Raw genomic sequence first — 24,219 nt, 5'->3', positions numbered from 1 at the left:
GTGGCCTGGCTGGTACACTTTTCGGGCCCGGCGATCGAAAGCCTGGGTTCGCTCGACATGACCAAGCTCGGAGAATTTCCTGCCAGTGCGCGCTTTGAGCGCATACGCCTCGCTGGCGAGGGCAGCTTTGGCGTCGTCTACGAGGCCTTCGATCGCGAGCGCGGCGCCAGCGTGGCGATGAAGGTGCTGCGCGAGGAACCCGCGGGGGATGCCGTCCTGCGCTTTAAAAGCGAATTTCGCGGCCTGCGCGAGCTGCAGCATCCCAACGTCGTCAAGCTGCACGAGCTAGTGCACGAGGGCGGGCAATGGTTTTTACCATGGAGCTACTAGACGGCGCGGTGTCGTTCATCGACTGGGTGCGACCGCACGCCGCCCTGCCAACGCGCGGCAACGTCGCCACCGAGCGCTTGCCATCAACTGCTAGCGAAAGCCCGGCACGCCTGGCGGCGGCAACACCGGCACCTGCCTCGCCAACCGCAGTGGCAGCGACGCCAAGCTATGCCGCGACCGCGCACTTAAAATTTGTCGACGCACCCTCCATTGTTATGCCGCTGATGATGCCCAGCGCGCTGCACTCGGCCTCGGCGTGGGCCACCGGCGTGCTGGATGTCGCGCGCTTGCGCGAGGCCCTGGCGCAACTCGCCGTTGGCGTGGCGGCGATCCACGCCGCGGGCAAGTTGCATCGCGATCTCAAGCCCAACAACGTACTGGTTACGCCGCAGGGTCGCGTCGCGCTGGTGGACTTTGGCTTCACCTTGCGCGCCCACGATAGCGTCGACTATTGCACGCCCGCCTATATGGCGCCCGAGCAAGCCAAGCGGATGCATCCGACCAAGGCCGCCGACTGGTACGCGGTGGGCGTGATGCTTTATGAGGCGCTCACCGGCGACATACCGTTTGCGCCGCTGTTTCACGATATGAAGCGCGCGCTTGCGGCCAAGTGCGAGCAAGATCCGCCGTCGCCGCAGCTCATCAATCCTGCGGCGCCACCCGATTTGGTCGAGCTATGCATGGCTTTGCTGCAACGCGACCCCGCGGCGCGTCCTGACGGCGCGGCGTTGCGACGCCACCTCGCCCCGGCCGCGCGCAGCCGGCGCCGTTCGTTTTCGATCCAACCGCAAACGCGGCCCCAAACCTTCTTGGGGCGCGACGGCGAGCTCGCGACGCTGCGGCGCGCGTTTGAAGCCAGCCGCCAGGCGCCGACCGCGGTGCTTGTCGTCGGCGAGTCCGGCGTCGGCAAGAGCGAACTCGTCGCGCATTTCTTGCCGGTAGCGCTCGGGGCCGACGCGGTGGTGCTCAGCGGCCGATGCTACGAAAGCGAGACCGTGCCCTTTAAGGCGTGGGACTGCGTCATCGACCAGCTCAGCGATTATTGGGCGCAGCTGCCAACGGCGGAGGCTGCAGCCATGCGGCCCATCGACGCCGATATCTTGCTTCAGGTATTTCCGGTGCTGCGCCGCGTCCCCGTGCTTGCGGATAGTACCGCCGAGGCTGGCCCAACGCTTTCGCCGCAAGCCCAGCGTCAACGCGTCTTCACCGCGGTGCGCGAGACGCTGCGTCACGTGGCGCAGCGTGGACAGTTGGTCATTGTCATCGACGACTTGCAGTGGGCCGATCAAGACAGTCTCGACCTCTTGGCCGCAGTCGGTAGCGTCGCCGATGCGCCCCCCATGCTGTTTGTGGCCACGGCGCGCCTGGCCGCCCACGACGACGATGCGACCCACGTCGATGTGCTGGGCACGGTGCGTGCGCTGCTGCCACAGGCGCACGAGCTGGCCCTCGGCGTCTTGCCAACCCCTGCCGCGCTTAGCCTGGCGCGTGCGCTCATGGGCGACGATGTGCCGCTTGATGTTCAGGGCCTCGTCGCCGAAGCCGGCGGCCATCCGTTGCTCATCGAAGAGCTCGTCCGCGCCGCGCGCGCCACTGGCAGCGACCGCCTGGTGACGCTTGAGCAAGCGCTGCAAGCCCGTCTCGGCAAGCTGACGCCGCTGGGACGTCGCTTGATTGATTTGCTCGCCGTCGCGGGCCAACCCCTATCGCGCGGGGCCGCGGCGATTGCGCTGGGTAGCGAGATGGCGGCGGTAGCCGATGCGATCGAGGCGCTGCAAGTCGCGCATCTCGTGCGCACGGACGGCATGCGCCGCGGCGACCGCGTCGAGGCGTACCACGACCGCATTCGCCAAGTCGCGATTTCGCGCCTTCCTGCCGCCACGCTCCAGCAAATCCACGAACAGCTGGCGACGGCGCTGGAAGGCGACGATGAAGCCAATCCTGAGTTCATCGCGACCCATTGGCGTAGCGCGGGCAACCCGGCACGGGCGGCACACTACCTGCTGCGCGCGGCCGACGCCTCCTCGGCGAAGCTCGCCTTCAATCGCGCGAGCCGACTATTTGGCGAACTCATTGAACTGTGGCCAGAGGCAATTTCTGGCCACCGACCGTGGCGAGCCCACCCGCCGTTGCATGAGATTTGGGAAAAACTAGGAGATGCACGCGCAAGCCAGCGCCAGGCGCAGCCAGCGGCAACGGCGTTTCAACAGGCGGCCGCCCGCGCTGACGGAGATGAGCGCCGACGCTTGCTGCATCGCGCGGCGGATCAGTTGCTGCGTTGTGGCCAGATCGACGCCGGCCACGCCACGCTGGTGCCGCTGCTCGACGCCGCCGGCGTGCCGTTGCCGCGCAGCCGCGGCGCGGCGGTGGCGACGTTGCTGGGCCACCGCGTCGCCTTGCAGCTGCGCGGTGGCTTTGCCGCGGGCCTGCGGCGCGCCGAGCGGCGTCTGCCGCCTACAGGCATCACCCTGCCGGAGGCGACCCAGCATCGCCTGGAATTGTGTTGGACGACGTTGGTCGATTTCTTCTCCGTCGATCAGTTGCTCGGCATCGTCTATTATTGTCGCTACACGCCGCTGGCATTTGCATCGGGGCAGCCGCTGCATCTAAGCCGTGCCGCCGCCACCGAGGCGATTTACATCACCGCGAACCACGGCAGCGCGAGCGCGGCCCAGGCACGCCTCGACGACGCGCAGCGCCTGGCCGAACGCGCCGCCGACGCCGCGCCATTTGTCATCTTCGCGCGGGCGATGGTCGAGTTTTTGCGCGGCAATTGGCGCGCCCTGCGCATCGATTGCGAGCGCTTCATGGCCGCCACCGATGCCCGCCGCCATCAATACATCTTCGAGCGCGCGATGTTGCATCAGATCGCGCTGTGGTCGCTGTGCTTCTGCGGCGAGCTCACCGCGCTGGCGCGCTACGCGGGTGACATCTTGCAGGCCGCCGACGAAAGCGATGACCTATTTTCTGCCATGAGCGCCAAGTCGGGCTACCCGAGCCTGGTGTGGCTCGTCGCGGATGACCCGGTGCGCGCGCGGCGTGAGGCCAGCGCGGCGATCGCTCAATGGTCGCAACAGGGCTTTCATGTCCAACACCTCTTCGATCTAATCTGCCAGACCCATATCGATCTTTACGAAGGCAAGGCGCGCGACGCCGCGGCGCGCTTTGACGCCCTGTGGCCGGCGCTGGCCAAGTCGGGCCTGCTGCGGGTGCAAATGAATCGCGCGCTGATTGCCGATCTGCACGCGCGCATCCTCTTGGCGCGGCTGACCGGTGAAGCCATCGATGCGCCAGCCCGCCGCGAGCTAACGGCCCGCGCCCGCAAGCTCGCGCGGTCGCTGCATCGCGAAAACAGACCCTGGCTCGCGGGCCTGGCGACGCTCATCGACGCCCAGCTCGACGGCAACCGCGACGGCTATCTCCGCGCGGCCGCCATCATGTCGGAGCTCGGCCTGGAATTGCACGCCAACCTCGCGCGCCTTGCCTCGGCAGAGCCCGAAGCGACCAGCCAAGCCTTGCGCTTTATCGCCAGCCACAACGTCGCCAATCCGCAGCGGCTGGCGGCGGTGTTTGTGCCCCATGCATCCGGGCTGGCGGATGGGCAAGAAAGGTAGCTATGGCCGACGGCAACCGCGATGAACCTGCATGGCAAGACGGCGGCGAGGCCGCGGCGACGCGCGCACCGTTTACGGAGCAGGTGACAGATCCGGCGCGCATCCTGGCCATCGTGGATGCGCTCGCGCGGCACAATGCGCAGGGCCGGCTCGACCTCGGCAAGGCGGCGCAAGGCGAGGCCGCCCCGCCACTTGAGGCCACCTTGATGGGCTGTGATCCCGCGCTGACCTGGGTGCCGTCCGCGGCCGAGCCAGGCGTCACGCACGCGCAGCCCGGCACAAGCATCAACATCGAGCTCGATGCGCTCAACACGACCTTTCGCTTTGCCGCGCAGGTGGTCCAGACAACGGAAACGGCGATCGTCACCGCGTGGCCCACCGAAATCACTCGCATCCGCCGGCGCTGGCATCGCCGCACCTCGACCTCAACGCCGCTGCAGATCCACTCGTCACGTGCCGGCGTGGGCACGGGCCGCATGCGCAACATCTCCTACAATGGCGTCTCGTTCGTGCTCGATGAGACCGTGACGACGCCGGCGGCCATGGCCGACGAGCTCGTGCCCGGCGCTAGCATCCAGATCGTGCCCGATGGCGCCAGCGGCGACAGCCCGACCACGGTGACCATCGTCGCGCGGCGCCGCATGTCCGATGGCCGCGAGGTGTATTCGGGTGAGGTCACCGCGACCGAGGACGATGCCTGGCACCGCCTCGTCATGCAGACGCTCAATCCCTATACGCAGCAAGGCCGCCAGTGGGCCGCCGCGCAATGGGCGCTCTATGAACGCGCGGGCTATTTTTCGCTGTCCAACAAGCAGCCCGAGCATTTTGTCGAGCTGCGCGGCCAATTCGAGCGCGTCTGCGATCGCCTCGACGACATGCCGCACCTCGCGTGCAGCATCGTGTGGCCCGCGACCGGAAAATCCGAGCTCATCGCCACGGCGACGATGTTTCGCGTGTATGCCCATACCTGGATGGGATTTCAGCTCGCCAAGATCACCGGCAGCTTCGATGGATTTTCCGGCCGCGAAATTCTGCGCCGCACGCTGCTGCATTGCTACGAGCACATGCAGCGCCACGATGACGGCGTGCGCTACGTCGCCATGCTGGTGCAGGCCAAGCGGACGTGGAGCGCCTATTTTATGTACGAGCTGCCGCTGCGCTACGTCGACGACGGCTATGCCGCCATCGTGCGCTTTCGCGCCTTGGTGGTCGAGGTCGCGACGCCCTTCGACGCCGCGCCGAGCGCGCACGCCGCGGTAGGCCCGGCATCGCCCGAGGACGCGGCGGCGCTTGCCGAGGCAATCGGCGCGCTGCGCCCCGCGATGTATTGCGAGGCCTTCGACCTCACGCCGGCGCGCATGGGGTTTGGCGACATCGCGGCGCCGTGGCATGCCGCGGGCCTCGCGAGGCAACGCGCGGTCTTTGTTGCCCGCGCCGACGGCGAACTGGTCTGCGGCGCCGTGCTCGAGCTGGCGCAAGACGGCGTGCATCTCTTTGGCTTGCTCGACGTGATGCGCGTCTACCCGGTGCGGCCCGGCGGTGAGGCCTACGTGTCGGCGCTCATCGCCGCGGCGCAAGCGTGGTTTGCCGCGCAGGGCAAGGCGCGCTTTGTCTTGATGCTTGAGGACGACGCCTGGCTGGGCGAGGCACAACGCGCCGCCTGCGTCGACATGGGTGAGTCCGACGCGGTCATCTTGTCGGTCGATCGTCTGCCGGAATTCTTGGAACATCTCTACGAAATCACCGCACCGCGAACCTCAGGCGAGGGCACCTTCCGTGGATAGTTGGCAACCCGAGCTCTTGTACCCCGCCGAGGCATCGTCGCGTGCGCGCCTTGCCGAGCTACGCGCCGCGCGCGACGTGCAGGTGTTTGACACCTTGCAGGCACAAGTCGCCGACCTGGCGCAGACGCGCCATCCCGGGCCACCGTTGCAAGGCGAGGTGCAAGCGCAGGCGATCGCCGCGGTGTGCGGCGGCGACCTCGAACGCTATGGCGCGTGGGTCTATTATGCGTGGTCGCGGCGATTGGTGCGGTTGCTCGCGCCGCAGGACTTTTTCGAGCTGCGCACCGATCGCAATCGTCTCAAGATCGTGCGCGATGAGCAAGCCTTGCTGCAGCGCAAGCGCATCGCGGTGCTCGGCCTCTCGGTGGGCCAGGCGGCCGCGCTAACCCTGACGCTTGAAGGCATCGGCGGCCGCTTTCGCCTCGCCGATTTTGACACGCTGTCGCTCTCGAACCTCAATCGCCTGCGCGCCGGCGTGCACGAGCTGGGCGTCAACAAGGCGGTCATCACGGCGCGCGCCATGTTCGAGCTCAACCCCTACCTCGACATCGAAATCCTCCCGCAAGGCGTCACCGACGCCAATCTCGCCACGTTTCTTGACGGCATCGATTTACTGGTCGAAGAGTGCGATAGCATCGTCATCAAGTTCCAGGTCCGCGAAGAGGCGCGGCGGCGACGCATCCCCGTGATCATGGACACCAGCGAGCGCGGCATGCTCGATGTCGAGCGCTTCGACCTGCAGCCGGAGCGGCCGCTGTTTCACGGCCTGTTACCCGGCGTGACCGCGGCCGACGTGGCCGAATTACCGCGGCCGGCGCAGTTGCCATTAGTGCTCGGGATTGTCGGCGTCGACGGCATGAGCGGCGCGATGGCGGCCTCGATGTGTGAACTTGGTCATAGCATCTCGACGTGGCCGCAACTCGGCTCGTCGGTAACGCTTGGCGGTGCCTTGGTCGCCGACACCGCGCGGCGCGTCTTGCTCGACCAATTTCGCGCTTCGGGGCGTTACTTTGTCGATTTGGCGGAGCTCATCACGCCAGCGACGGCCGCGGATACGACGCCGGTTGACTTGGCCGTGCGCGCCGCGCCCGAGGCGACGCAACCTCGGCGCGAGCTCGCCGCCTTGCGCGCGCCCGCGCGCGGTCGCGGCGCTGCGCCGTCGGCCGAGGAAATTCGCTTTTTAGTCGCCCACGCCTCGTTGGCGCCCTCGTCGGGCAATCGCCAGCCTTGGCAATTTGGATGGAACGGCACGCGCCTTACATGCGCATTGTCGTCACAAGCACTTGCGGCGTCGGGCGACGCGCACGATAACCTTATCGCACTTGGCGCAGCGGTAGAAAATATCGTCCTCTCGGCAACCTCGCTCGGCCTCGCCGCCAACGTCAGCGAACTCAAAGCCGCCGCGGACGCGCGACCGGCGGTGGCGATCACGTTTGCCCGCGGCGACCTCGAGCCCTCGCCGCTTGCCACCGCCATCGCCGATCGCGTCACCAATCGCCGCCTCGCACCGCCGCAAGCTCTGGCGCCAAGCGATGTGCAGGCGATGCAAGCCGCGCTTCACCACCCGGCCGGCGTGCTTGCGCTACGCACCGCCGACGACGCGCGTCTGGCGCTTGGAACCTGGCTTGGCGAGGTAGAGCGGCTGCGCCACCTCGAGCCGCGCCTGCATGCCGAACTCATGGCCGATCTGCGCTTTACGCCGCATGCCGCGACAGCCACCCGCGATGGCCTCGACGTCGCAACGCTAGAAGCCTCGCCCACCGACGTCGCGATCATGCGCATTCTTGGCAACCCTGAGGCGATGGCGCGGCTGGCACAGGTGGACGGCGGCCACGCCCTAAAACGCGGCGCGGCCATGGCGATGGCCCAGTGTTCTGCGGCCGTCCTTGTGGGCGTTCGCGGTGGTGGCGACCACGGCGCCTTTGACGCCGGCCGCCAGTTGCAACGCGTGTGGCTCGCGGCCACGCTGTGCGGCCTCGCCGTGCAACCATGGGGCGCGCTGCCGTCGTTGCTGGCGCGCCTCGACCGAGGCGCGCCGATGTCGCCGCGTGCTAGCGAGCTGATGACGCGCCTCTCGCCCGCCTGGCGCGGCTTCTGGGACCTAGGCGCCGCGGCGCCATTTTGCGGCGTCATGTTGCGCCTTGCGCACGCGCCGCCGCCCAGCGCGATCTCGCTGCGCCGCGACGTGCCAACGATTTAGGCCCGTCTTGGTCAGCCTCTAGGCCAGCAAATTCGCTATACCGTAGCCATGGCGCTGGAGCCTTCCGACCCGCGGTACGAGCGCTATGCGCGCGCGTTTGACCTCGAGATCGCGCCGATCTGGAGCGCTCGCTTTGCCGAGCCGCTGCTGCGCGGCCTGTCGCTGCGGCCCAAGGTGCAGGTGCTCGACGTTGGCTGCCTCACCGGCGACGTCATCGTCGAGTTGCTGGCGCGCATGGAAGGTGCCGGCCGCATCATCGCCATCGATCCACGCGCGCCCATGGTCGATGTCGCGCGGCGCAAGGTGGCTGCGCTTGGCCCACTCGGCGAGCGTGCGGTGTTTTTTCGCACCGAGCCAATTGCCAAGCTGCCCTTTGCCGACAACGTCTACGACCTGGTGGTGAGCAATCTCGCGCTGCACGAGCATGCCGACCCCAAGCACTTGCTGGCTGAACTAGCCCGCGTATGTCGCCCGGGTGGCGAGGTCCGCTGCGCGTTGCCACTGGCCGGCACGTTTGGACAACTACACGACCTCTATAAAGAGGTGCTCATGCGCCGGAATGACGATGAAGCGATTGCGCGGCTGGAAGCCTATATCGCGACCTACCCCACGTATGAACAAGTTCAAGGGTGGTGCCTCGCGGCTGGCTTAGACGCCCGCATCGAAGTCAGCGCATTTACGATCTTATTTCGCAGCGGGCGCGAATTTTTCTACTCGCCATTTATTGAATCGGGCCCGCTTTCGGCGTGGCGCGATATCGTTGGCGACGTCGCGCACGTGCCGGAAGTGTTTAACGCGCTCAAGCAAACCATCGACACCTATTTTGACAAACGCCCCTTTGAAATCTCCGTGCACGCCGCCGCGGTAGTCGCGCGCAAGGCGGGGAGCGCCTAGCCATGGCGACGCCCAACGCAAAATACCTGGCACTCGTCGACGAACTCGCCGAGCATGATCGCCGCTACTACGTCGACGCGGCGCCGACCATTAGCGATGGCGAGTACGATGCGCTGCTGCGTCACCTGCGCGAGCTGGAGGCGGCCCACCCGGCGTGGATCGTGCCGTGGTCGCCCACCCAGCGCGTCGCGCCACTGCCGGCCTCGGGTTTTACCAAGGTCGTGCGCGAACGGCCGATGCTGTCGCTCGACAACACGTATAATCCTGGCGAGCTCACCGCCTTTGTCGACCGCATCGTTAAGACGCTTGGCGCCGAGGCAACAGTTAGCTACGTCGTCGAGCCGAAGATCGACGGCTTCGGAATTGAGCTTACATATAAGGAGGGCCTGCTGGCGCTGGGCACCACCCGCGGCGACGGCACCGTCGGCGAGGACATCACGTCGAACCTAAAGACCGTCCAGGGCGTAGCGCTGCGCCTGCGCGAACCCGTCGACATCACGGTGCGCGGCGAGGTGTATATTGCCAAGGCCGAGTTCGCAAAAATCAACGAAGCGCGCGCGGCCTCCGGCGAAGAGCTGTTCAAGAACCCGCGCAACCTCGCGGCCGGATCGATCAAGCTGCTGGATGCGCGCGAAGTGGCGCAGCGACCGATGCAGACCATTTTGTACGAATTGGTCGACGGCGATGCGGGCATCACCTCGCACCACGCCTCGATCGCGCGCCTTGCCACGCTTGGGCTGCCAACCAACCGCCACAACGCGCTGGCCCACTCGCTCGACGAGTTGCTGGCGCATGTGGCGTCGTGGGAGAGCCGCCGCGATTCGCTGCCGTATGAAATTGATGGCTTGGTGATCAAGGTCGACAGCTACGAGCAACGCGCCGAGCTCGGCACCACCTCCAAATTCCCCAAATGGGCCATCGCCTATAAATTCCCGGCGCGCCAGGTCACCACGTTGGTGCGCGAACTGGAAATCAATGTTGGCCGCACCGGCGCCATCACGCCGGTTGCCATCCTCGAGCCGGTCGACGTCTCGGGCACCACGGTGTCGCGGGTGAGCTTGCACAACTGGGATCAGGTCGCGCGCCTCGGCATCGGCGCCGGCGACCGCGTGCTGATCGAGAAGGCCGGCGAAATTATTCCGCAGGTGCTCGGCGTCACCGAGGCGTCAACGCAGCCGCGCTTTGTGCCGCCCGCCGCATGCCCGACGTGCGGCACCGCGCTGGTGCGCGAAGATGAAAAGGTGGTGCTCATTTGTCCCAACCGCGTCGGCTGCCCGGCACAGCGCCTTGCCGCCATCGAATTCTTTGGCTCGCGCGGCCAGCTCAATATTGACGGCCTTGGCGAAAAAATCGTCGCGGCCATCATCGCCGCCGGCTACGTCCGCGACGTCGCAGATTTGTTTGCGCTCACCGTCGAGCAGCTCGAAGGCCTCGAGCGCTTCGGCAAGCTAAGCGCGACAAATCTCGTTACGGCCATTGCCCACGCGCGCGAAACCGCGACCGCGAGCCGGCTGCTCTCGGCGCTTGGCATCGCCAATGTTGGCGGCGTCGTTGCGGGGCTCATCATGAAGCCGTACGGCAAGCTGTCGACCTTGCGCAACCGCGTCGCCGCCACCGACCGCGAAGCCATGGTCGCCGAGCTATGCGCCATCGACGGCGTCGGCGAGGTGATCGCGCAATCGGTCGACGCCTTTTTTCGCGACCCCGACTCGCTTGAGATCGTGGACAAACTCATCAGCCACGGCGTCGATCCGGCCGAGCCGGTGAAGGCGGCCGCCACCGGCGCGCTCTCCGGTCAAATTTTTGTTATCACCGGCACCCTATCTAAGCCGCGCGCCGAAGTCGCCGCCGACATCGAGGCTGCCGGCGGTACCGTCGCTGGCTCGGTCAGCAAAAAAACCAACTACCTCGTCGCCGGCGCCGACACCGGCAAGAGCAAGCTCGACGCTGCCACCAAGCATGGCACGAAGGTGCTCGACGAGGCCGCGCTGGGCGCATTGATTGCAGGCGACGTGCCGCAGTCTTGACGCGCCCGTGCGTTGCAAACTGTTACTCTGCGGCAACAACCTTGCGATAGACATCAAGCACAAATAGCTCGCCTTCTTCGCGCTCACCATAAATCCCCGGCGCCTGGCCCGGTGGAGGGGGAAGAATCGGTGGCAAGTCTTCAGGATTGGCGGCCTCAAAGAAGACGCCAGTCACATTGAGCTCGTCGCTGAGGTATTGCGCGTTGCGCGCTTGCAGCGTGTAGGCATCGGCCAAATGGGCTGGCGTAATTTCAGACGACCACCCTTGCTCAACCCTAGACGCCATAAGCTCCGCAAACGCTAGGGCGCGTACCGACGTCGCCGCGCGCTCGACCGACATCCCGAACCCAGAGGGTGCGATCGTGAAGGCTTTTTGCTGCGTGGCGCGATACAGCGTAGGCGATGCCTTTTGCGGGTTCATATGCGCGATTTGCCTTGGGACCTGACCGAGATAGATTTCGTGAGACGAATCAAGCGCTAGCTTCTGGTCCCCATCGACCTCGATAAGCCGAGGCTCGCCGATCACTAGGGCTCGCAATTCCGTGCTGTCGGACGTAATGCTCGCCATGGTCGCTTCAACCATGCGCTGCAAGGCACCCGACGCGTCGTCGACTTGCACCTCACAGTATCCAATGATCCAATTAACAGCGGACCCAGTCGGGCAGCGTTCATAGACCAGGCTGTGATCCTCATCCAATTCCTGTTGCGACAAGACCTGGAGCATAAACCGCGGTTCAGGCGAGATGTTCTCGCCCATCCTGTCGGCGTGCAGAATTGCTAGCTTGCGGATGTGCGGTGCGGCGCTCTTGTCGCCGTCTTGAGCGTCTGACTCGCCCGGCGAAGGCCCGTCGAAACAGCCGCCAGCGCCCCCCAGCAGCCCGACCATGGTGACCAACGAAACGTGTTTGAGAGAGGATAACTTCATAGTACCGAGTGGTAATTGCAATAGCGGTGCCGGCGGCGACCACAGTAGTTACAAACACTTAGATCGTCTCCCGCTTTACTTGCGGACCGTAGCCCCAGCAAACCCGGGGCGCTTGTCCCCTTAAGCCGGCGCTAGCAACATTCTACTATTGCTTAACCGCCGATGATTTCGGCCCAGTCGCAGCCGAGGCCTACATTGATATGCCATTGCAAGGCACTTACAATAACGGGCATGCAGCGGGCCTTGATTATTTTAGCCCTCTTACATTTTGGTTGCAGCACCGACAACAATTCGGGAAACAACCCACCAGGCGACGGCGGCCCCGACGGCGGTGGCGACGGAGGTGACGATGGTCCCTCCGGCGACCCCGTCGACGTCCACGTCAGCATCACCGCCGACAACGCGTATGGATTTGGCTACGGTTCGCAAACCTCGCTCGCCCACTATTTTTTAGGCGTTGAAGACGGCGGCGGCCAGATCTTTTTTTGCAGCGCGGCGTGTGACGAGCAAACGCCATGCGGCGGCGACCTCACCTGCGACCAATTCGGCACCTGCAACGGCGACCGCATGGGCCCCGAAATGTACGTCGTGCCGGCGAGCGCCACCCAAGGCGTAGAATACCTCTATGTGATTACCTGGTCCGATGAGTCGGTCACGCAGGGCCTTATCGCGCAATTCGCAACCTCCAACGGCGCCAACACCATCTACACCGGCGATGCCGCCTGGGAGGTCTGCGCCACCGGCGTCGATTACGATCCGGGCACGGGAGGCCCTTCGACCACCGTCATCGACGACTACCTAGCCAAGTGTACCAACACGCCCGGGGATACCTTCAGCAATGGCTGGCTCGGGACCACGCCCAACGGCGCCGGTCGTGGCCTGGTGATTCTTGAGCCCGCGCAAGAGACGGGCAACTTCGGCAACGTATGCGGCCGTCAGGCTGGCGACGCCGGCAAGGGCGATGCGCTCGATGCCGGCGCCAAATGGATCTGGTTTGACGACGACGTGGGCGCCTCCCCCGGTGCGTTTACCTCCAACGGCCAACCTCGCGGCGACTTCTTGATCTTCCGCCTGCCACTGGGCGTTGTCGTGCCGCCGATTTCGTAGGCGCGCGCCACCCAAACCGCCACGAACTGCCGAAAACAATAATGGCACCGGGTTACCCCAGTGCCAAATTTGTTAAGTCGCGGAGCGGACGGGACTCGAACAGATGGCAAATGCCTATGATATCTAAACATTTTTCTGCCGGAGCCAAACCTTGTGCCCCCAAATATGCCCCCAGTTCCCGCTGGTGCTTCCGGTGTCAGTCCGAAGCAATACGTTAAGACGACAGCAAGTCCTAGAACGTATAGAATAGACCTATGACGTCCGCAAGCGCTCTGCAACAGCTCCGCGACCTAGTCGCCAAGGCTGCGGACCACCCGAGCGATGCCAAGGCGCGCGAAGAGAGCTTTGTCTTTGGCACGCTGCGCTGCGAAGATCCTTCGCTGTCACGTGAAGCCGTGATCGCCGCCTTAAGGGCTTGCTCGTAGCTAACTACTCCACGCGCCACAGGCAGTGGATCAATCTTGCGCATACAACTCAAAAGATGTAAGCTGTACTTGTATGACGTCGAGCGAAGTCATCGACTCCTCAAACGTGCGGGTTTTCGACTCGATCGGGTACGCGGGTCGCATCATATGTTCGTCAAAGAAAGTCGATTTGTTGTCGTACCGCACCCTCGAAAAGACATGCCCATCGGCACGGTCAAGGCGATTGAGAAACAGGCCGGCATCAAGATTCGGTAAGCGGCAAAAAGGAACCATGAAGTACACCGCAAAACTCACCAAACAAGGCAAGCACTGGCTCGCCGAATTCCCGGATTGTCCAGGATGCCAAACCTTTGGCGACTCTAAGGCACAAGCCACCGAAATGGCGAAGGAGGCGCTCTTTGCGTGGCTCGAGTCGAATCTCGAACACGGTGCCGTGCCGCCGCATCCCAAGTATGCCAAGCGCGGGACGACCGCGGCCATCGTGGTTGACGACCCATCGCTGGCTTTCGCGCTGCAGCTGCGGTGGATGCGCAGCAAGCATGGCCTTACGCAAGCGCAGCTCGCCAAGCGCGCCGGCGTCAGCCAACAACAAATTGCCAAGCTCGAGTCGCCAAGCGCCAATCCTACGCTGCAAACGATCAAGGCGATTGCGCAAGCGCTCGGCGCAACGTTTGAGCCGCAGCTCGCGTAGCTCAGCGCTATCGTGGCGCCTGGCTTCGCAATGCCACCAGCCATGGCGCAAACACAAGCCGAAAACAAAAATGGCACCGGGTTACCCCAGTGCCAAATTTGTTAAGTCGCGGAGCGGACGGGACTCGAACCCGCGGCCTCCGGCGTGACAGGCCGGCGTTATAACCGACTTAACTACCGCTCCAAAGTATTCAGTTTTCACTCGTATCGGGTCGTGGGCGCAGAAGGGATCGAACCTCCGACCCTCGCCTTGTAAGGGCGACGCTCTTCCGCTGAGCTATGCGCCCAGGTTCGTGAGACCCAACGTACTTAGACCCAATGCCCGGACCTGTCAACGCGGGCTGACAAATTCTTATCGCCTTGATGCCGCGCAGCCGGTCCCCTATGCTGGCGTCAATTATGAAGCTTCGCCGAATCGTGCTGACTGCCCTTTACGCGCTGGCGCTGTGCGGCGCAGCCGTCGCTTGTAAAAAAGTCGAGGATACGAGGGCCGTGACGGAAACCTGGGTACGCGGGTTCGGCGCGTGGAACGAGCAATTCACCGAGCTCAAAGCCGCCAGCGAAGCCGCCAGCGCGCGCATGGCCGCGATAGCCAAGCCCCTGCAAGCAACCTCGAAAGCCGGCCTAGCCTATCAAACCGCCACCGACATGGTCACCGCGCTAACCGCCACCCTGGACGGCGCGCGCGGCCTACTCGACAAATTCGCCGGCATGTTTAATGACGCAAAGACGCAAGGCAAGGTGGCCGGCATCGCGTCCGTGCAAACCGAGGCCAATGCCGCGTTGCCACCAGCGCTGAAATCGGCCACCGAGGCGATTGCCAAAACCATCGTCGCGGTTGAGGCCGCTGAAATCGCCGCTGCCGCTGAAGCTCAATCACCGGTCGCCAAAATAGCTCGGAGTGGCGGCAGCAGCACCACTGGCTTGTTTGCGCCTGGCACCGCCACCATGCGCACCCCCGAAGAGGCTCGCCAGCATGGCCCAAATCAACTTAGCGCAGCCGATATTGTTGCCCTCGCCAATTCGTGTTCCGAAATCCGCCTCACGATTACTCACGTTGCGGCGACGCAGGCCGTCGCAGACGCGCAAGTAGCCGCATTTAAGCAGTTTCTCAGCGATTAAATGGTGGCTCCTGAGAAAATCCAGGCCCACCTCGGCAAGCAATTTGCGGGTACTAAGCCGGCGAAAGCCGCCACAGCTGCCGCGGACACGACTGAAATATCCGTCACGGCCAAATGCGCGACAAAGTAGCGGATCTCACGCGATCTCATTTTTAGCCCGGCTGCATTTTTGTTCATCCAATTGTCACAAATTCGACGTACCGTCGCCCGCATGAAGGCAACGTCACGGCGTCTGAAGTTTGCATTCGTTTCGCTAATGGCAGGTTTGGCCATGGGCGGTTGCGCCGAAGGAAAAGAATTTCCTTCGACGCCGACGCCCTCGCCCAACCCACCAACGCCGCCTTCGCCACCAACGCCGCCGGCACCTGATTCCAAAATCCTGGCGCACTCGGGCAATCAACTTTTCGAAATTGATCCGGCGGTGCTCGATGCCACGCTCATTGGCAATATTACAGGTCAAGGCTCGCGCAGCATCACCGATATCGCGGTCGACAAAAATGGCCGTATTCTCGGCATCACCATGAACGCGCTTTATGAAATTAGCCCCACCGGCACCGCGACGCTCATTAGTGACCTGACCGCTTCGGCCAAGGGGCTCACGAGCTTGTCGTTTGTACCAACCGACATCAATGACATCACCAGCGATGAATACCTTATCGCCGCGAACGACGATGGCGACGTTTTTTCGATCGATGAAGCCACCGGCACCGCCGCGCTGCTGGGCAACTACGGCACGCTCGGCGGGCAAACCATTGGCTCCAGCGGCGATATCGTCGCCATCTATAATGTAGGAATTTTCGCCACGGTGAACATCGGCGATGATTGGCAAGTCGACGATTACTTGGTGCAGCTCGACCCACAAACGTGGGAGGCGACGCTTGCGCCGCAAGATACGGGCTTTGATCGCATCTTTGGCCTTGGCTATTGGGGCGGCCGCTTCTTTGGCTTTGTCGATGGCGGTGCGGAGGGTACGCCGGCCGGTCGCCTCATCGAAATTGATGCGGCCACGGGCACGGCCGAGATCTTGTTTGACAGCGACGTCCGGTGGTTTGGCGCTGGCGTTACCACGGTAGCCCCAGGTATTTCGTAGCAAGCCATCCTATCCAAGTTGCTGCTAGCGACACCGCCAGGCTGACCAGCACGTGGCTGGTAAATTTTGGCAGGCGGGCCGACGCGACGAGCGCCATCTTGGTGAACGTGTTGGCGGTTAGCGCGAGCAAGATCGCAAGGCTCGCAACGGACGTGGAAACTTGGCCATCTGCGTGCATGCCTGCGGTTGAACCCGTAATCGCGTGGGCATCGACAAGGCCGGTCACCCCCGCAACAGCCAACACACCGCCCTGCCCAACGTGCGCTGCGGCGATCTTAGAGACAAATCCAATCGCGACCAGGAGCGCCACAAAGGTCACCAGGGCCTTAATATTAATCGACGCCGCGCTGCCGCTACCACCGTCATTGGGATGCTTGCCGGCGCGATGAGTGAGTTTTGCGGCAGCCAAGCCAATCGCCACGAACCCCGCGAGCAGCGGCACCGCTAAGACGCGCAGCAGCTGCATGTCGGCGCTGGCAATCAGGACGGCGAGCATACAATACGTCGCCGCCGTCGACGCGACCGCGCCTGCCGAGGCGTGGCGCTCAACACCCGGGTCGTCCTTGGTGCGGCTCGCCATGGCAGCAATCGTCGCCGTGCTCGAGACAAAACCTCCACCAAAACCCGCCATCGCCAGGCCCCACCGGCGGCCAAATAAGCCCTCGGCGAACTGGCCGGCGAGCATGAGCCACAGCATGAGCGTAACCAGGCGCCACCAAGCATGAAGATTCACGGCCTCGTACGGCCCGAAATTACGGTCCGGGATGACGAGCAGCGCCAGCGACATCGCCGCGGCCACGGCGACCCAACGACGAATATCCTGGCGTTGCCACGCCTGCGCTGGCTGCTTGACCACAGGCCACCCTACTCCAGCGGTGACAGCAAATCATCGACGTCGCGCTCGGAAAACAGCGGCCCGCTCTCGCCCGGCGGTCCACCGATGATCGATTCGGCGAGGCGGCGCTTAAAGCCTTGCAGGGCCAGCATGCGCTCCTCGACCGAGCCCGCGGCGATAAGATTATAGGCAAACACCGGCTTGGTCTGGCCGATGCGATAGGCGCGGTCGGTCGCCTGCGCCTGCGCCGCCGGGTTCCACCACGGATCGTAGTGAATCACGGTGTCGGCCGAGGTGAGGTTGAGGCCCGTGCCACCTGCCTTGAGGCTAATGAGAAAAACATCGGCGCGGCCTTGCTCAAACGCGTTGATCGGCTTGTCGCGATCTTGCGTCGCGCCCGTGAGAGTGACGTGGCCGATGCCGCGGCCGAGCAGGCCTTCGCTGATAAGCGACAGCATCTTGGCAAATTGCGAAAACACCAAGATGCGGCGGCCCTGGCCGAGCTGCTGGGTGAGCAAGTCAAAGAACATGTCGCTCTTGGCAGACTCTTTGACCTTGCGCGCGGCGTCGACGTGGACCAGCCGCGGGTCACAGCACACCTGACGCAGCTTGAGCAAGGCGTCGAGAATTGCAATGGTTGCGCCGCCAAGGCCGCGGCGCTTGATTTCGCGCCGCACGTCGGCGTGCGCCGAGACGCGAATTGATTCGTAGAGCTCGCGCTGGGCGCCGGTGAGTTCGACGGCCCGGACAATATCGGTCTTGGGCGGCAAATCGCGCGCGACGGCGTCTTTGGTGCGGCGCAAAATGTAGGGCCGCACGCGATCGCGCAACGCTAGCAGCCGGGTGGTCTCGCCCATTTGCTCGATCGGGGTGCGGAAATTGGCGCGAAATTGTTCAGAGGTGCCGAGAATGCCGGGGTTTAAAAAATCCATCATCGACCACAGCTCGCCGAGATTGTTTTCGATCGGCGTGCCGCTGAGCGACACCTTGTGCTTGGCGCGGATGGCGCGCGCGGCCTCGTGCGCGATGGCGTTGGCATTTTTAATGGTGTGCGCCTCGTCGAGCACAAGCAGGTGATACTCAAGCTTGCCGAGTGCTTCTTTATCGCGCGACAGCAAGGGATAGGTTGAAATCACGACGTCATAGGTGTCGATATCGTCAAAGTGCTGCTTGCGCGTCGCGCCGCGCAGCTGCAGCACGCGCAGGCTGGGCGCAAATTTCTTGAACTCGCGCGCCCAATTGCCAACTAAGCTGGTGAGTGTCACCACCAGGCATGGCGCCACCATGCGGCCGCTCTCGCGCTCGGCGAGCACATGCGCAATGGTCTGCAACGTTTTGCCAAGCCCCATGTCGTCGGCGAGCACCGCGCCGGCGCCATTGGCGCGCATATGTTGCAGCCACGCGATGCCCTCTTCTTGATACGGCCGCAACGTCGCGTGCAAGCCCCTCGGCATGACCATCTTGTCCGGCCCGGCCTCTAGCTTGGCGCTGGCCACGCTAAAACCATGCGGCGCCCGCACCCGCAGCTCGCCGCCGCGCGCGGCAAAAGCGTCGCACAGGTCGGCGATGGCAGGCGCTTGCATGGCGCGAAACGACAAACCGGTGGTGCCGTCGCGGTACATCTCGACCATTACCTTGAGCAAGAGGCGCAACCGCTCTGGTGGCACCGCCAAATAATGCGTGTCGCTCACCGGCACCGCGATGCAGCGGCGCGCGCGCTTGAGGAGGTCTTCCAGGCTGTCGGCGCGATCGAGCATTTCGAGCAAGGCCGGCATGAGGTTGACGCGGTGGCCATCGACCTCGACGCCGAGCTCGAGGCCAAACCAGTCGGGGCGTTTTTGGTCGGGCTGCACGTCGGCATATAAGGGCGCCGACGTTTCAAGCACCTGCCACGGGTAGTCAGGCGCGATGTCGACCGACCAGCCCAGCTTGCGCAGCTGCGGCAGCGCATACGCGGAAAAGGCACACAACGCATGGACGTCGCCATCTAGCCGCACCACGTAGTCAAAGTCGGTCGCGTGTTCGAGGGTGCAATCGTCGAGCGCATCGAGCTCCATGGCGCCCAGGCTCTCCAGCATGCGCTTGGCCTGCGATTCGCCGAAGGCGTCGCGGCTGATCGGGCCCGCCTTAATACGGCCGAGGTCGTAGATGCGCGGCGAGGTGTCCGTGCAGCGGACCTTTGAGCCGCCGTAGTCAAATTCCACCCGCATCACCGCGACCGTGACCTCTTCGTAGCGGCGGCCGCCTTGCGCGATAACCAGCGTGTCTTTGCCAAGGAAGAGACGTGGCACAAACGCCTCCCGCGGATGGTCGACCGCCGACGGGCCTCCCAAACCTGGTATATGCGTCCCCTTCGCAACCATGTCTTTCATGGATAACAGGCAGCCCGATCCGCGTCTAGTTCTTGCGATGCGCCCGCCGTGGCAAATCACTGATCAAATGGATCGTAACGATCCGGAACTTGCGTCCGGACCCGCGCGCTACCCCTAGGGCTGGTAGTAGGATCTTGGCCTACCTGGAGCGAACCACGCATGGCATGTCAGATCACTAAGCCCGCCAAGAATCGCCGCCGTAAGGTCTTGGTCACCGCCTGTCGCGAGCCCACGACATGAGCGCCTCGGTACGCTATGCCGCGCGCGGCAGCGTGAGCGCGGGTGGCGCCGGACGGCTGCTCGCGCACGGGCTCGACGTGGCCTTCGATGGCACCGCGGGCGCGTCGAGGACCTGCCCGGCCCGGCCGACATCCTCAGCGCGTCACTTTGCGCCTGCATCCTCAAAACGTCGAGCGCTTCGCGCAGATGCTGCCGTTTCGCTACGAATCGGCCTCGGTCGAGGTTCGCCGAACGCGAAGAGCCGCCGCCGCGGATCGTCCGAGTGAGCTATCACCTGCGCGTCGTCACCGACGAGTTGGCCGCACGCGTTGAGCTGCTGCATCGCAACATTCGCAAGTTCGGCACAATTTCCAACACGCTCGCAGCCGCCTGCGAGCTGACTGGCACCATCGAGGCCATCTTGCCCGGCGCGCAGACATAAGTGCGCACCAGGCCCCAAAAAGGGAAGATTCCTATCATGACGAACACCAACAACGGCCTGCTCAGCAAGCTGTCCTTTCTTGATCGGTACCTGACGCTGTGGATCTTCCTCGCCATGGGCCTAGGCGTCGCGCTTGGCAAGTTCGTCCCCGGCTTCACGACGGCGCTGGGCCGCATGAGCGTGGGCACGACCTCGATGCCTATCGCCATCGGCCTCATCCTCATGATGTACCCGCCGCTGGCCAAGGTGAAATACGAAGAGCTTGGCAAGGTCTTCCGCAATCGGCGAATCTTTGGGCTCTCGGTGCTGTTTAACTGGGTGATCGCACCGTCGCTCATGTTCGCGCTGGCCATAACCATGCTCTCGGACAAACCCGCTTACATGATCGGCCTCATCTTGGTCGGCATCTCACCATGCATCGCGATGGTGCTGGTTTGGAACGAACTGGCGAAAGGCGACGCCGAATACTGCGCCGGCCTCGTCGCGTTCAACTCACTGTTTCAAGTCTTCTTCTTTCCGTTCTATGCCTACTTTTTTGTTACGCTCTTACCGACCTGGCTCGGGCTAAAAGGCGCCGTCATTGACATCTCTATCGTGGACATCGCCAAAAGCGTCGCCATCTACCTCGGGGTGCCGTTTGCGGCGGGCTTCCTCACGCGCTTGCTCTTGATTCGCGCGCGAGGCCGTGGATGGTATGAGACGCGCTTCTTGCCGCGCCTTGGGCCCATCACCTTGGCGTCGTTGCTGTTTACCATCGTGGTCATGTTTTCGCTTAAGGGCGAAGCCATCGTGCAGCTGCCCTTGGATGTCTTGCGAATCGCGGCGCCCTTGCTCGCCTATTTTCTCTTGATGTTCGCGCTGACGTTCTTCGCCAGCCGGCGCGCCGGCGCCAACTACACCCAAACTGCTACGCTCTCGTTCACCGCCGCCTCTAACAACTTCGAGCTCGCCATCGCGGTGGCAATCGCGAGCTTTGGTATCAACAGCGGCGTCGCATTTGCCGCCGTCATCGGGCCGCTGGTCGAGGTACCGGTGCTCATTGGCCTTGTCAACGTCGCCCTGTGGGGTCGCCGGCGTTTTTTCACCTCCCATCAAACCAACTGCGTGCGCCGGAGCATCGTGACCACCCAGATCGGTCCATCGTGACCACCCAGATCGGTCCATCGTGACCACCCAGATCGGTCCATCGTGACCACCTAGATCGGTCCATCGTGACCACCTAGATCGGTCCATCGTGACCACGGCCGAGGGGCCGGGGAACGGGGGCCAAACGGAGCCCAGCGCGCAGCCCAAGGTTGGTTGCCAGAAGCCCTACAAAGGGGTCATGGCGACGGAACGAACCTCTATGCGCATCACCCGAGAAATCTTGAGACAGAAATGGGTCCTTGGCCTGAGCAACCGCGCGGTGGCAGCCGCGTTGTCGCTCAGCAGCGGCAAGGTGTGGACGGCGTTTGCCAAGGCGAAGGCGGCGGGCCTGACGTGGAACGCCGTCCAGCAGCTCAGCGACGAGGAGCTGACCGCGGCGCTCTATGCCCCCGCGCCCGGCGAAGCCCTCGCGGGCGGACATCACAGGCCGCTGCCTGACTTTGGCGTGGTCCACGCCGAGCGCAAGAAAAAAGGCGTGACGCTGGCGCTGCTGCACCTCGAATATCTCGAGCAGCATCCGGATGGATATCGCTACTCGCAGTTTTGCGACTACTACCGGGCGTGGCTGGCAAAGCGCAAGCTGACGATGCGGCAGCCGCATCACGCCGGCGACGCGATGTTTGTCGACTATTCGGGAGGGCGCCCGACGCTCATTGATTCGGCGACAGGTGAGCCGCGCGCGGTCGAGCTCTTCGTCGCGGTGCTCGGCGCCTCGAGCTACACGTACGCCGAGGCGACCTACTCACAACAAGGCCGCGATTTTATCGCGAGCCACCAACGCGCCTTTGCCTTTTTTGGCGGCGTGCCGACTAAGCTCGTGCCCGACCAGCTCAAGAGCGGCGTCACCACGGCATGTCGCTACGAGCCGCGCATCCAGCGCACGTACGAGGACATGGCCACGCACTATGGCACCACGGTGGTGCCAGCGCGCCCCGCTCATCCGCGCGACAAGGCCAAGGTCGAGGTCGCGGTGCAGGTGGCGCAGCGATGGATCTTGGCGTGCTTGCGTCACCAACGCTTTTTCACGCTTGACGCGCTGAACGAGCGCATCGCTGAACTACTCGTCCACCTCAACGCGCGGACGATGCGAGTCTATGGCCAAAGTCGACGCGCCATGTTTGATCACATCGAGGCGCCCGCCCTGCGGCCGCTGCCGACAACCTCCTTTACCTACGGCGAATTTGTCACCTCCACGGTCAACATCGATTATCACATCGACGTCGATCGGCACTACTACTCGGTGCCCTATCAGCTGGTCGGCGAAAAGGTCGAAGCACGCATCACAGGCATGACAATCGAGGTTTTTCACGCTCGCCGCCGCGTCGCCAGCCATCTCCGCAGCGCGGACCGCGGGCGCCACACCACGGATCCGGCGCACATGCCCGAGAGCCACAAGCGGCATCTCGCGTGGACGCCTTCGCGCATCTTGCAATGGGCGGGCAGCATCGGGCCAAGCACGCACCTGCTGGCGCAGGCCATCTTGCAAGAGCGCCGACATCCCGAGCAAGGCTTTCGCGCCTGCCTCGGCATCTTTCGCCTGGGCAAGAAGTACGGCGACGCGCGCCTCGAAGCGGCGTGCGGCCGCGCGCTGCAGGTAAAGGCGCGCAGCTATCGCAATGTCGATTCGATACTTAAGTGCGGGCTCGACAAGCTCGCGCAACCCTCCGTCGCCGCAGCCGCCGGCGTCGGCACCCATGAACATATCCGCGGCAAAACCTATTACAGCGAGGAGATCACGACATGCTAATGCAACCCACTTTAGAAAAACTCAAAGAGCTGCGGCTCGACGCCATGGCGCGCGCCTGGCAAGCCCAACATCAGGCACCCGACATCGGCCAACTCGCCTTTGACGAGCGCCTCGGCCTGCTCATCGACGCCGAGTGGACCGCGCGCGAGAACAATCGCCTGACGCGCTATCTCAAAGATGCCAAGCTGCGGCTTGGACATGCGTGCCTGGAAGACCTCGATTATGCCGCGCGGCGCGGGCTCGAAAAAGCGGTCGTCCGCCAGCTCGGCACGTGTCGCTGGCTTGACGAGCATCAAAACGTCGTCATCACCGGCGCCACCGGCACCGGCAAGACGTACCTCGCGTGCGCGCTCGCCCACGCCGCGTGCCGCAAGGGCTATCGGGCGATCTATCGCCGCGCGTCGCGCCTGGTCGAAGAGCTCACGCTGGCGCATGCCGATGGCACCTACGTCCGCGTCTTGGCGCGCTTCGCCAAGGCCGACCTGCTCGTCTTAGATGATTGGGGGCACGCTCCTCTCACCGACGCCGACCGGCGCGACCTCGTCGAAATCCTCGACGACCGTTATGGCGCGCGCTCCACCATCATCACCAGCCAACTGCCCGTCACCACATGGCACGACCACATCGGCGATCCGACCTCCGCCGATGCCATTTGCGATCGAATCCTCCACAACGCCCACCGTCTCGTGCGAATGGGACCCTCCAAACGAAAGGGAATTACCGGCCAAAACCAACCCTAAAAGCAGCGTCGCTGCGCTCCGGTCACGATGGTCCGATCCACGTGGTCACGATGCGCCGATCTTGCTGGTCACGATGGCCGGAATACGCAACCAACTCCATTCTCTTTCTTTGCGTCGCCAACTCGGCGCGCTCGCAGATGGCCGAGGGCCTCGCGCGCAAGCTGTTTGGCGCACGCATCGCGGCGCAGAGCGCCGGCAGCGCGCCCAGCACCGTCAACCCCTACGCGATCGAGGTGATGCGCGAGGTCGGCATCGATTTATCGGCGCACCATTCCAAATCGGTGCTCGCCATCGACCCGGCCACGGTTGACACCGTGATCACGCTTTGCGCCGAGGAAGTCTGTCCGGTTTTTCTCGGCGACGCACGCCGCCTGCATTGGCCCATTCAAGATCCAGCGAGCCCCGACGCATCGATCCCGCGCGAAGAAATGTTGACTCGTTTCCGCGCCGCGCGGGATCAAATCCAAGGCCGGCTCGAAGGCTTCGCGTCGTCGCTTGAGCACCTGTAGCC

The 24,219-nt window shown here is 63.9% G+C and carries 20 protein-coding genes and 2 tRNA genes; 17 read left to right on the top strand and 5 right to left on the bottom strand.

Features of this window, described 5'->3' with window-relative positions; translation table 11 throughout:
• From IPL79_17520 to ligA, 6 genes are read left to right on the top strand one after another with little or no spacing between them, the layout of a single operon-like run.
• Positions 1-330, top strand: coding sequence for a protein kinase (locus IPL79_17520; GenBank protein ID MBK9072777.1), 330 nt, complete (start codon positions 1-3; stop codon positions 328-330).
• Complete coding sequence (locus tag IPL79_17515) at positions 318-3,944, top strand: AAA family ATPase (protein MBK9072776.1); 3,627 nt, start codon at positions 318-320, stop codon at positions 3,942-3,944. Before IPL79_17520 ends, IPL79_17515 begins: the two co-directional genes overlap by 13 nt.
• A 2-nt stretch (positions 3,945-3,946) precedes the next feature.
• Complete coding sequence (locus tag IPL79_17510) at positions 3,947-5,728, top strand: hypothetical protein (GenBank protein MBK9072775.1); 1,782 nt, start codon at positions 3,947-3,949, stop codon at positions 5,726-5,728.
• Entirely contained in the window at positions 5,721-7,928 is a 2,208-nt protein-coding gene (locus IPL79_17505; GenBank protein MBK9072774.1) for an Rv1355c family protein, read from the top strand. The genes IPL79_17510 and IPL79_17505 overlap by 8 nt, the downstream gene beginning before the upstream one ends.
• 48 nt (positions 7,929-7,976) lie before the next feature.
• Positions 7,977-8,822, top strand: a complete 846-nt coding sequence (locus IPL79_17500; protein MBK9072773.1) for a class I SAM-dependent methyltransferase — start codon at positions 7,977-7,979, stop codon at positions 8,820-8,822.
• Between the two features lie 2 nt (positions 8,823-8,824).
• Entirely contained in the window at positions 8,825-10,849 is a 2,025-nt protein-coding gene (ligA, locus tag IPL79_17495) for an NAD-dependent DNA ligase LigA (GenBank protein ID MBK9072772.1), read from the top strand.
• Positions 10,850-10,871: 22 nt separating this feature from the next.
• Here the strand turns inward: ligA and IPL79_17490 are convergent, their stop codons facing one another.
• Positions 10,872-11,774, bottom strand: coding sequence for a hypothetical protein (locus IPL79_17490; protein MBK9072771.1), 903 nt, complete (start codon positions 11,772-11,774; stop codon positions 10,872-10,874).
• A 231-nt stretch (positions 11,775-12,005) separates the two neighbouring features.
• Between IPL79_17490 and IPL79_17485 the strand changes: the two genes are divergently transcribed.
• From IPL79_17485 to IPL79_17470, 4 genes are all read left to right on the top strand, one after another.
• Positions 12,006-12,881: a hypothetical protein gene (locus tag IPL79_17485; GenBank protein ID MBK9072770.1), complete on the top strand. Its 876-nt coding sequence runs from the start codon at positions 12,006-12,008 to the stop codon at positions 12,879-12,881.
• 254 nt (positions 12,882-13,135) lie between these two features.
• Positions 13,136-13,306, top strand: coding sequence for a hypothetical protein (locus IPL79_17480; GenBank protein ID MBK9072769.1), 171 nt, complete (start codon positions 13,136-13,138; stop codon positions 13,304-13,306).
• 69 nt (positions 13,307-13,375) lie between these two features.
• Positions 13,376-13,561, top strand: coding sequence for a type II toxin-antitoxin system HicA family toxin (locus IPL79_17475; protein ID MBK9072768.1), 186 nt, complete (start codon positions 13,376-13,378; stop codon positions 13,559-13,561).
• 16 nt (positions 13,562-13,577) lie between these two features.
• On the top strand, positions 13,578-13,997 hold the full coding sequence (locus IPL79_17470) for a type II toxin-antitoxin system HicB family antitoxin (GenBank protein ID MBK9072767.1): 420 nt from the start codon (positions 13,578-13,580) through the stop codon (positions 13,995-13,997).
• A 109-nt stretch (positions 13,998-14,106) separates the two neighbouring features.
• Here the strand turns inward: IPL79_17470 and IPL79_17465 are convergent.
• Positions 14,107-14,180, bottom strand: a tRNA-Asp gene (locus IPL79_17465).
• Positions 14,181-14,211: 31 nt separating this feature from the next.
• Positions 14,212-14,283 (bottom strand) — tRNA-Val (locus IPL79_17460).
• A 112-nt stretch (positions 14,284-14,395) separates the two neighbouring features.
• On the opposite strand from IPL79_17460, the gene IPL79_17455 reads away from it, so the two are divergent.
• Positions 14,396-15,118, top strand: a complete 723-nt coding sequence (locus tag IPL79_17455) for a hypothetical protein (protein ID MBK9072766.1) — start codon at positions 14,396-14,398, stop codon at positions 15,116-15,118.
• Positions 15,119-15,328: 210 nt separating this feature from the next.
• Positions 15,329-16,207, top strand: coding sequence for a hypothetical protein (locus IPL79_17450; GenBank protein ID MBK9072765.1), 879 nt, complete (start codon positions 15,329-15,331; stop codon positions 16,205-16,207).
• On the opposite strand, the gene IPL79_17445 is transcribed toward IPL79_17450, so the two are convergent.
• Entirely contained in the window at positions 16,179-17,063 is an 885-nt protein-coding gene (locus IPL79_17445) for a DUF4010 domain-containing protein (GenBank protein ID MBK9072764.1), read from the bottom strand. The two genes, IPL79_17450 and IPL79_17445, sit on opposite strands and share 29 nt — an antisense overlap.
• Before the next feature lie 8 nt (positions 17,064-17,071).
• Positions 17,072-19,333 (bottom strand): DEAD/DEAH box helicase, encoded by a 2,262-nt coding sequence (locus IPL79_17440; protein MBK9072763.1) that lies wholly within the window; start codon positions 19,331-19,333, stop codon positions 17,072-17,074.
• A 583-nt stretch (positions 19,334-19,916) separates the two neighbouring features.
• On the opposite strand from IPL79_17440, the gene IPL79_17435 reads away from it, so the two are divergent.
• The 5 genes from IPL79_17435 (at position 19,917) to IPL79_17415 (ending at position 24,217) form a co-directional block, all read left to right on the top strand.
• Complete coding sequence (locus tag IPL79_17435; protein MBK9072762.1) at positions 19,917-20,075, top strand: hypothetical protein; 159 nt, start codon at positions 19,917-19,919, stop codon at positions 20,073-20,075.
• A gap of 36 nt (positions 20,076-20,111) precedes the next feature.
• On the top strand, positions 20,112-21,221 hold the full coding sequence (gene arsB / locus IPL79_17430; GenBank protein ID MBK9072761.1) for an ACR3 family arsenite efflux transporter: 1,110 nt from the start codon (positions 20,112-20,114) through the stop codon (positions 21,219-21,221).
• Positions 21,222-21,399: 178 nt separating this feature from the next.
• Positions 21,400-22,968 (top strand): IS21 family transposase, encoded by a 1,569-nt coding sequence (locus IPL79_17425; GenBank protein ID MBK9072760.1) that lies wholly within the window; start codon positions 21,400-21,402, stop codon positions 22,966-22,968.
• On the top strand, positions 22,962-23,708 hold the full coding sequence (locus IPL79_17420; GenBank protein ID MBK9072759.1) for an ATP-binding protein: 747 nt from the start codon (positions 22,962-22,964) through the stop codon (positions 23,706-23,708). Before IPL79_17425 ends, IPL79_17420 begins: the two co-directional genes overlap by 7 nt.
• A 50-nt stretch (positions 23,709-23,758) precedes the next feature.
• Positions 23,759-24,217 carry an arsenate reductase ArsC gene (locus IPL79_17415; protein MBK9072758.1) on the top strand — a complete coding sequence of 153 codons (459 nt, stop codon included), beginning with the start codon at positions 23,759-23,761 and terminating at the stop codon, positions 24,215-24,217.
• Positions 24,218-24,219: the final 2 nt, after the last annotated feature.

The organism is Myxococcales bacterium, assembly GCA_016716835.1.
In the GTDB taxonomy this organism is placed as follows: Bacteria; Myxococcota_A; Polyangia; order Haliangiales; family Haliangiaceae; genus JADJUW01.
This window is presented reverse-complemented; position numbering and strand designations above follow the sequence as displayed.

Bases quoted from the DNA above. Each gene is read 5' to 3' on its own strand.
- IPL79_17515 (MBK9072776.1), top strand. From the start codon at position 318: ATGGAGCTACTAGACGGCGCGGTGTCGTTCATCGACTGGGTGCGACCG.
- IPL79_17415 (MBK9072758.1), top strand. From the start codon at position 23,759: ATGCGCCGATCTTGCTGGTCACGATGGCCGGAATACGCAACCAACTCC.
- arsB (MBK9072761.1), top strand. From the start codon at position 20,112: ATGACGAACACCAACAACGGCCTGCTCAGCAAGCTGTCCTTTCTTGAT.
- IPL79_17485 (MBK9072770.1), top strand. From the start codon at position 12,006: ATGCAGCGGGCCTTGATTATTTTAGCCCTCTTACATTTTGGTTGCAGC.
- IPL79_17425 (MBK9072760.1), top strand. From the start codon at position 21,400: ATGGCGACGGAACGAACCTCTATGCGCATCACCCGAGAAATCTTGAGA.
- IPL79_17450 (MBK9072765.1), top strand. From the start codon at position 15,329: ATGAAGGCAACGTCACGGCGTCTGAAGTTTGCATTCGTTTCGCTAATG.
- ligA (MBK9072772.1), top strand. From the start codon at position 8,825: ATGGCGACGCCCAACGCAAAATACCTGGCACTCGTCGACGAACTCGCC.
- IPL79_17500 (MBK9072773.1), top strand. From the start codon at position 7,977: ATGGCGCTGGAGCCTTCCGACCCGCGGTACGAGCGCTATGCGCGCGCG.
- IPL79_17420 (MBK9072759.1), top strand. From the start codon at position 22,962: ATGCTAATGCAACCCACTTTAGAAAAACTCAAAGAGCTGCGGCTCGAC.
- IPL79_17490 (MBK9072771.1), bottom strand. From the start codon at position 11,774: ATGAAGTTATCCTCTCTCAAACACGTTTCGTTGGTCACCATGGTCGGG.
- IPL79_17455 (MBK9072766.1), top strand. From the start codon at position 14,396: ATGAAGCTTCGCCGAATCGTGCTGACTGCCCTTTACGCGCTGGCGCTG.
- IPL79_17480 (MBK9072769.1), top strand. From the start codon at position 13,136: ATGACGTCCGCAAGCGCTCTGCAACAGCTCCGCGACCTAGTCGCCAAG.
- IPL79_17470 (MBK9072767.1), top strand. From the start codon at position 13,578: ATGAAGTACACCGCAAAACTCACCAAACAAGGCAAGCACTGGCTCGCC.
- IPL79_17510 (MBK9072775.1), top strand. From the start codon at position 3,947: ATGGCCGACGGCAACCGCGATGAACCTGCATGGCAAGACGGCGGCGAG.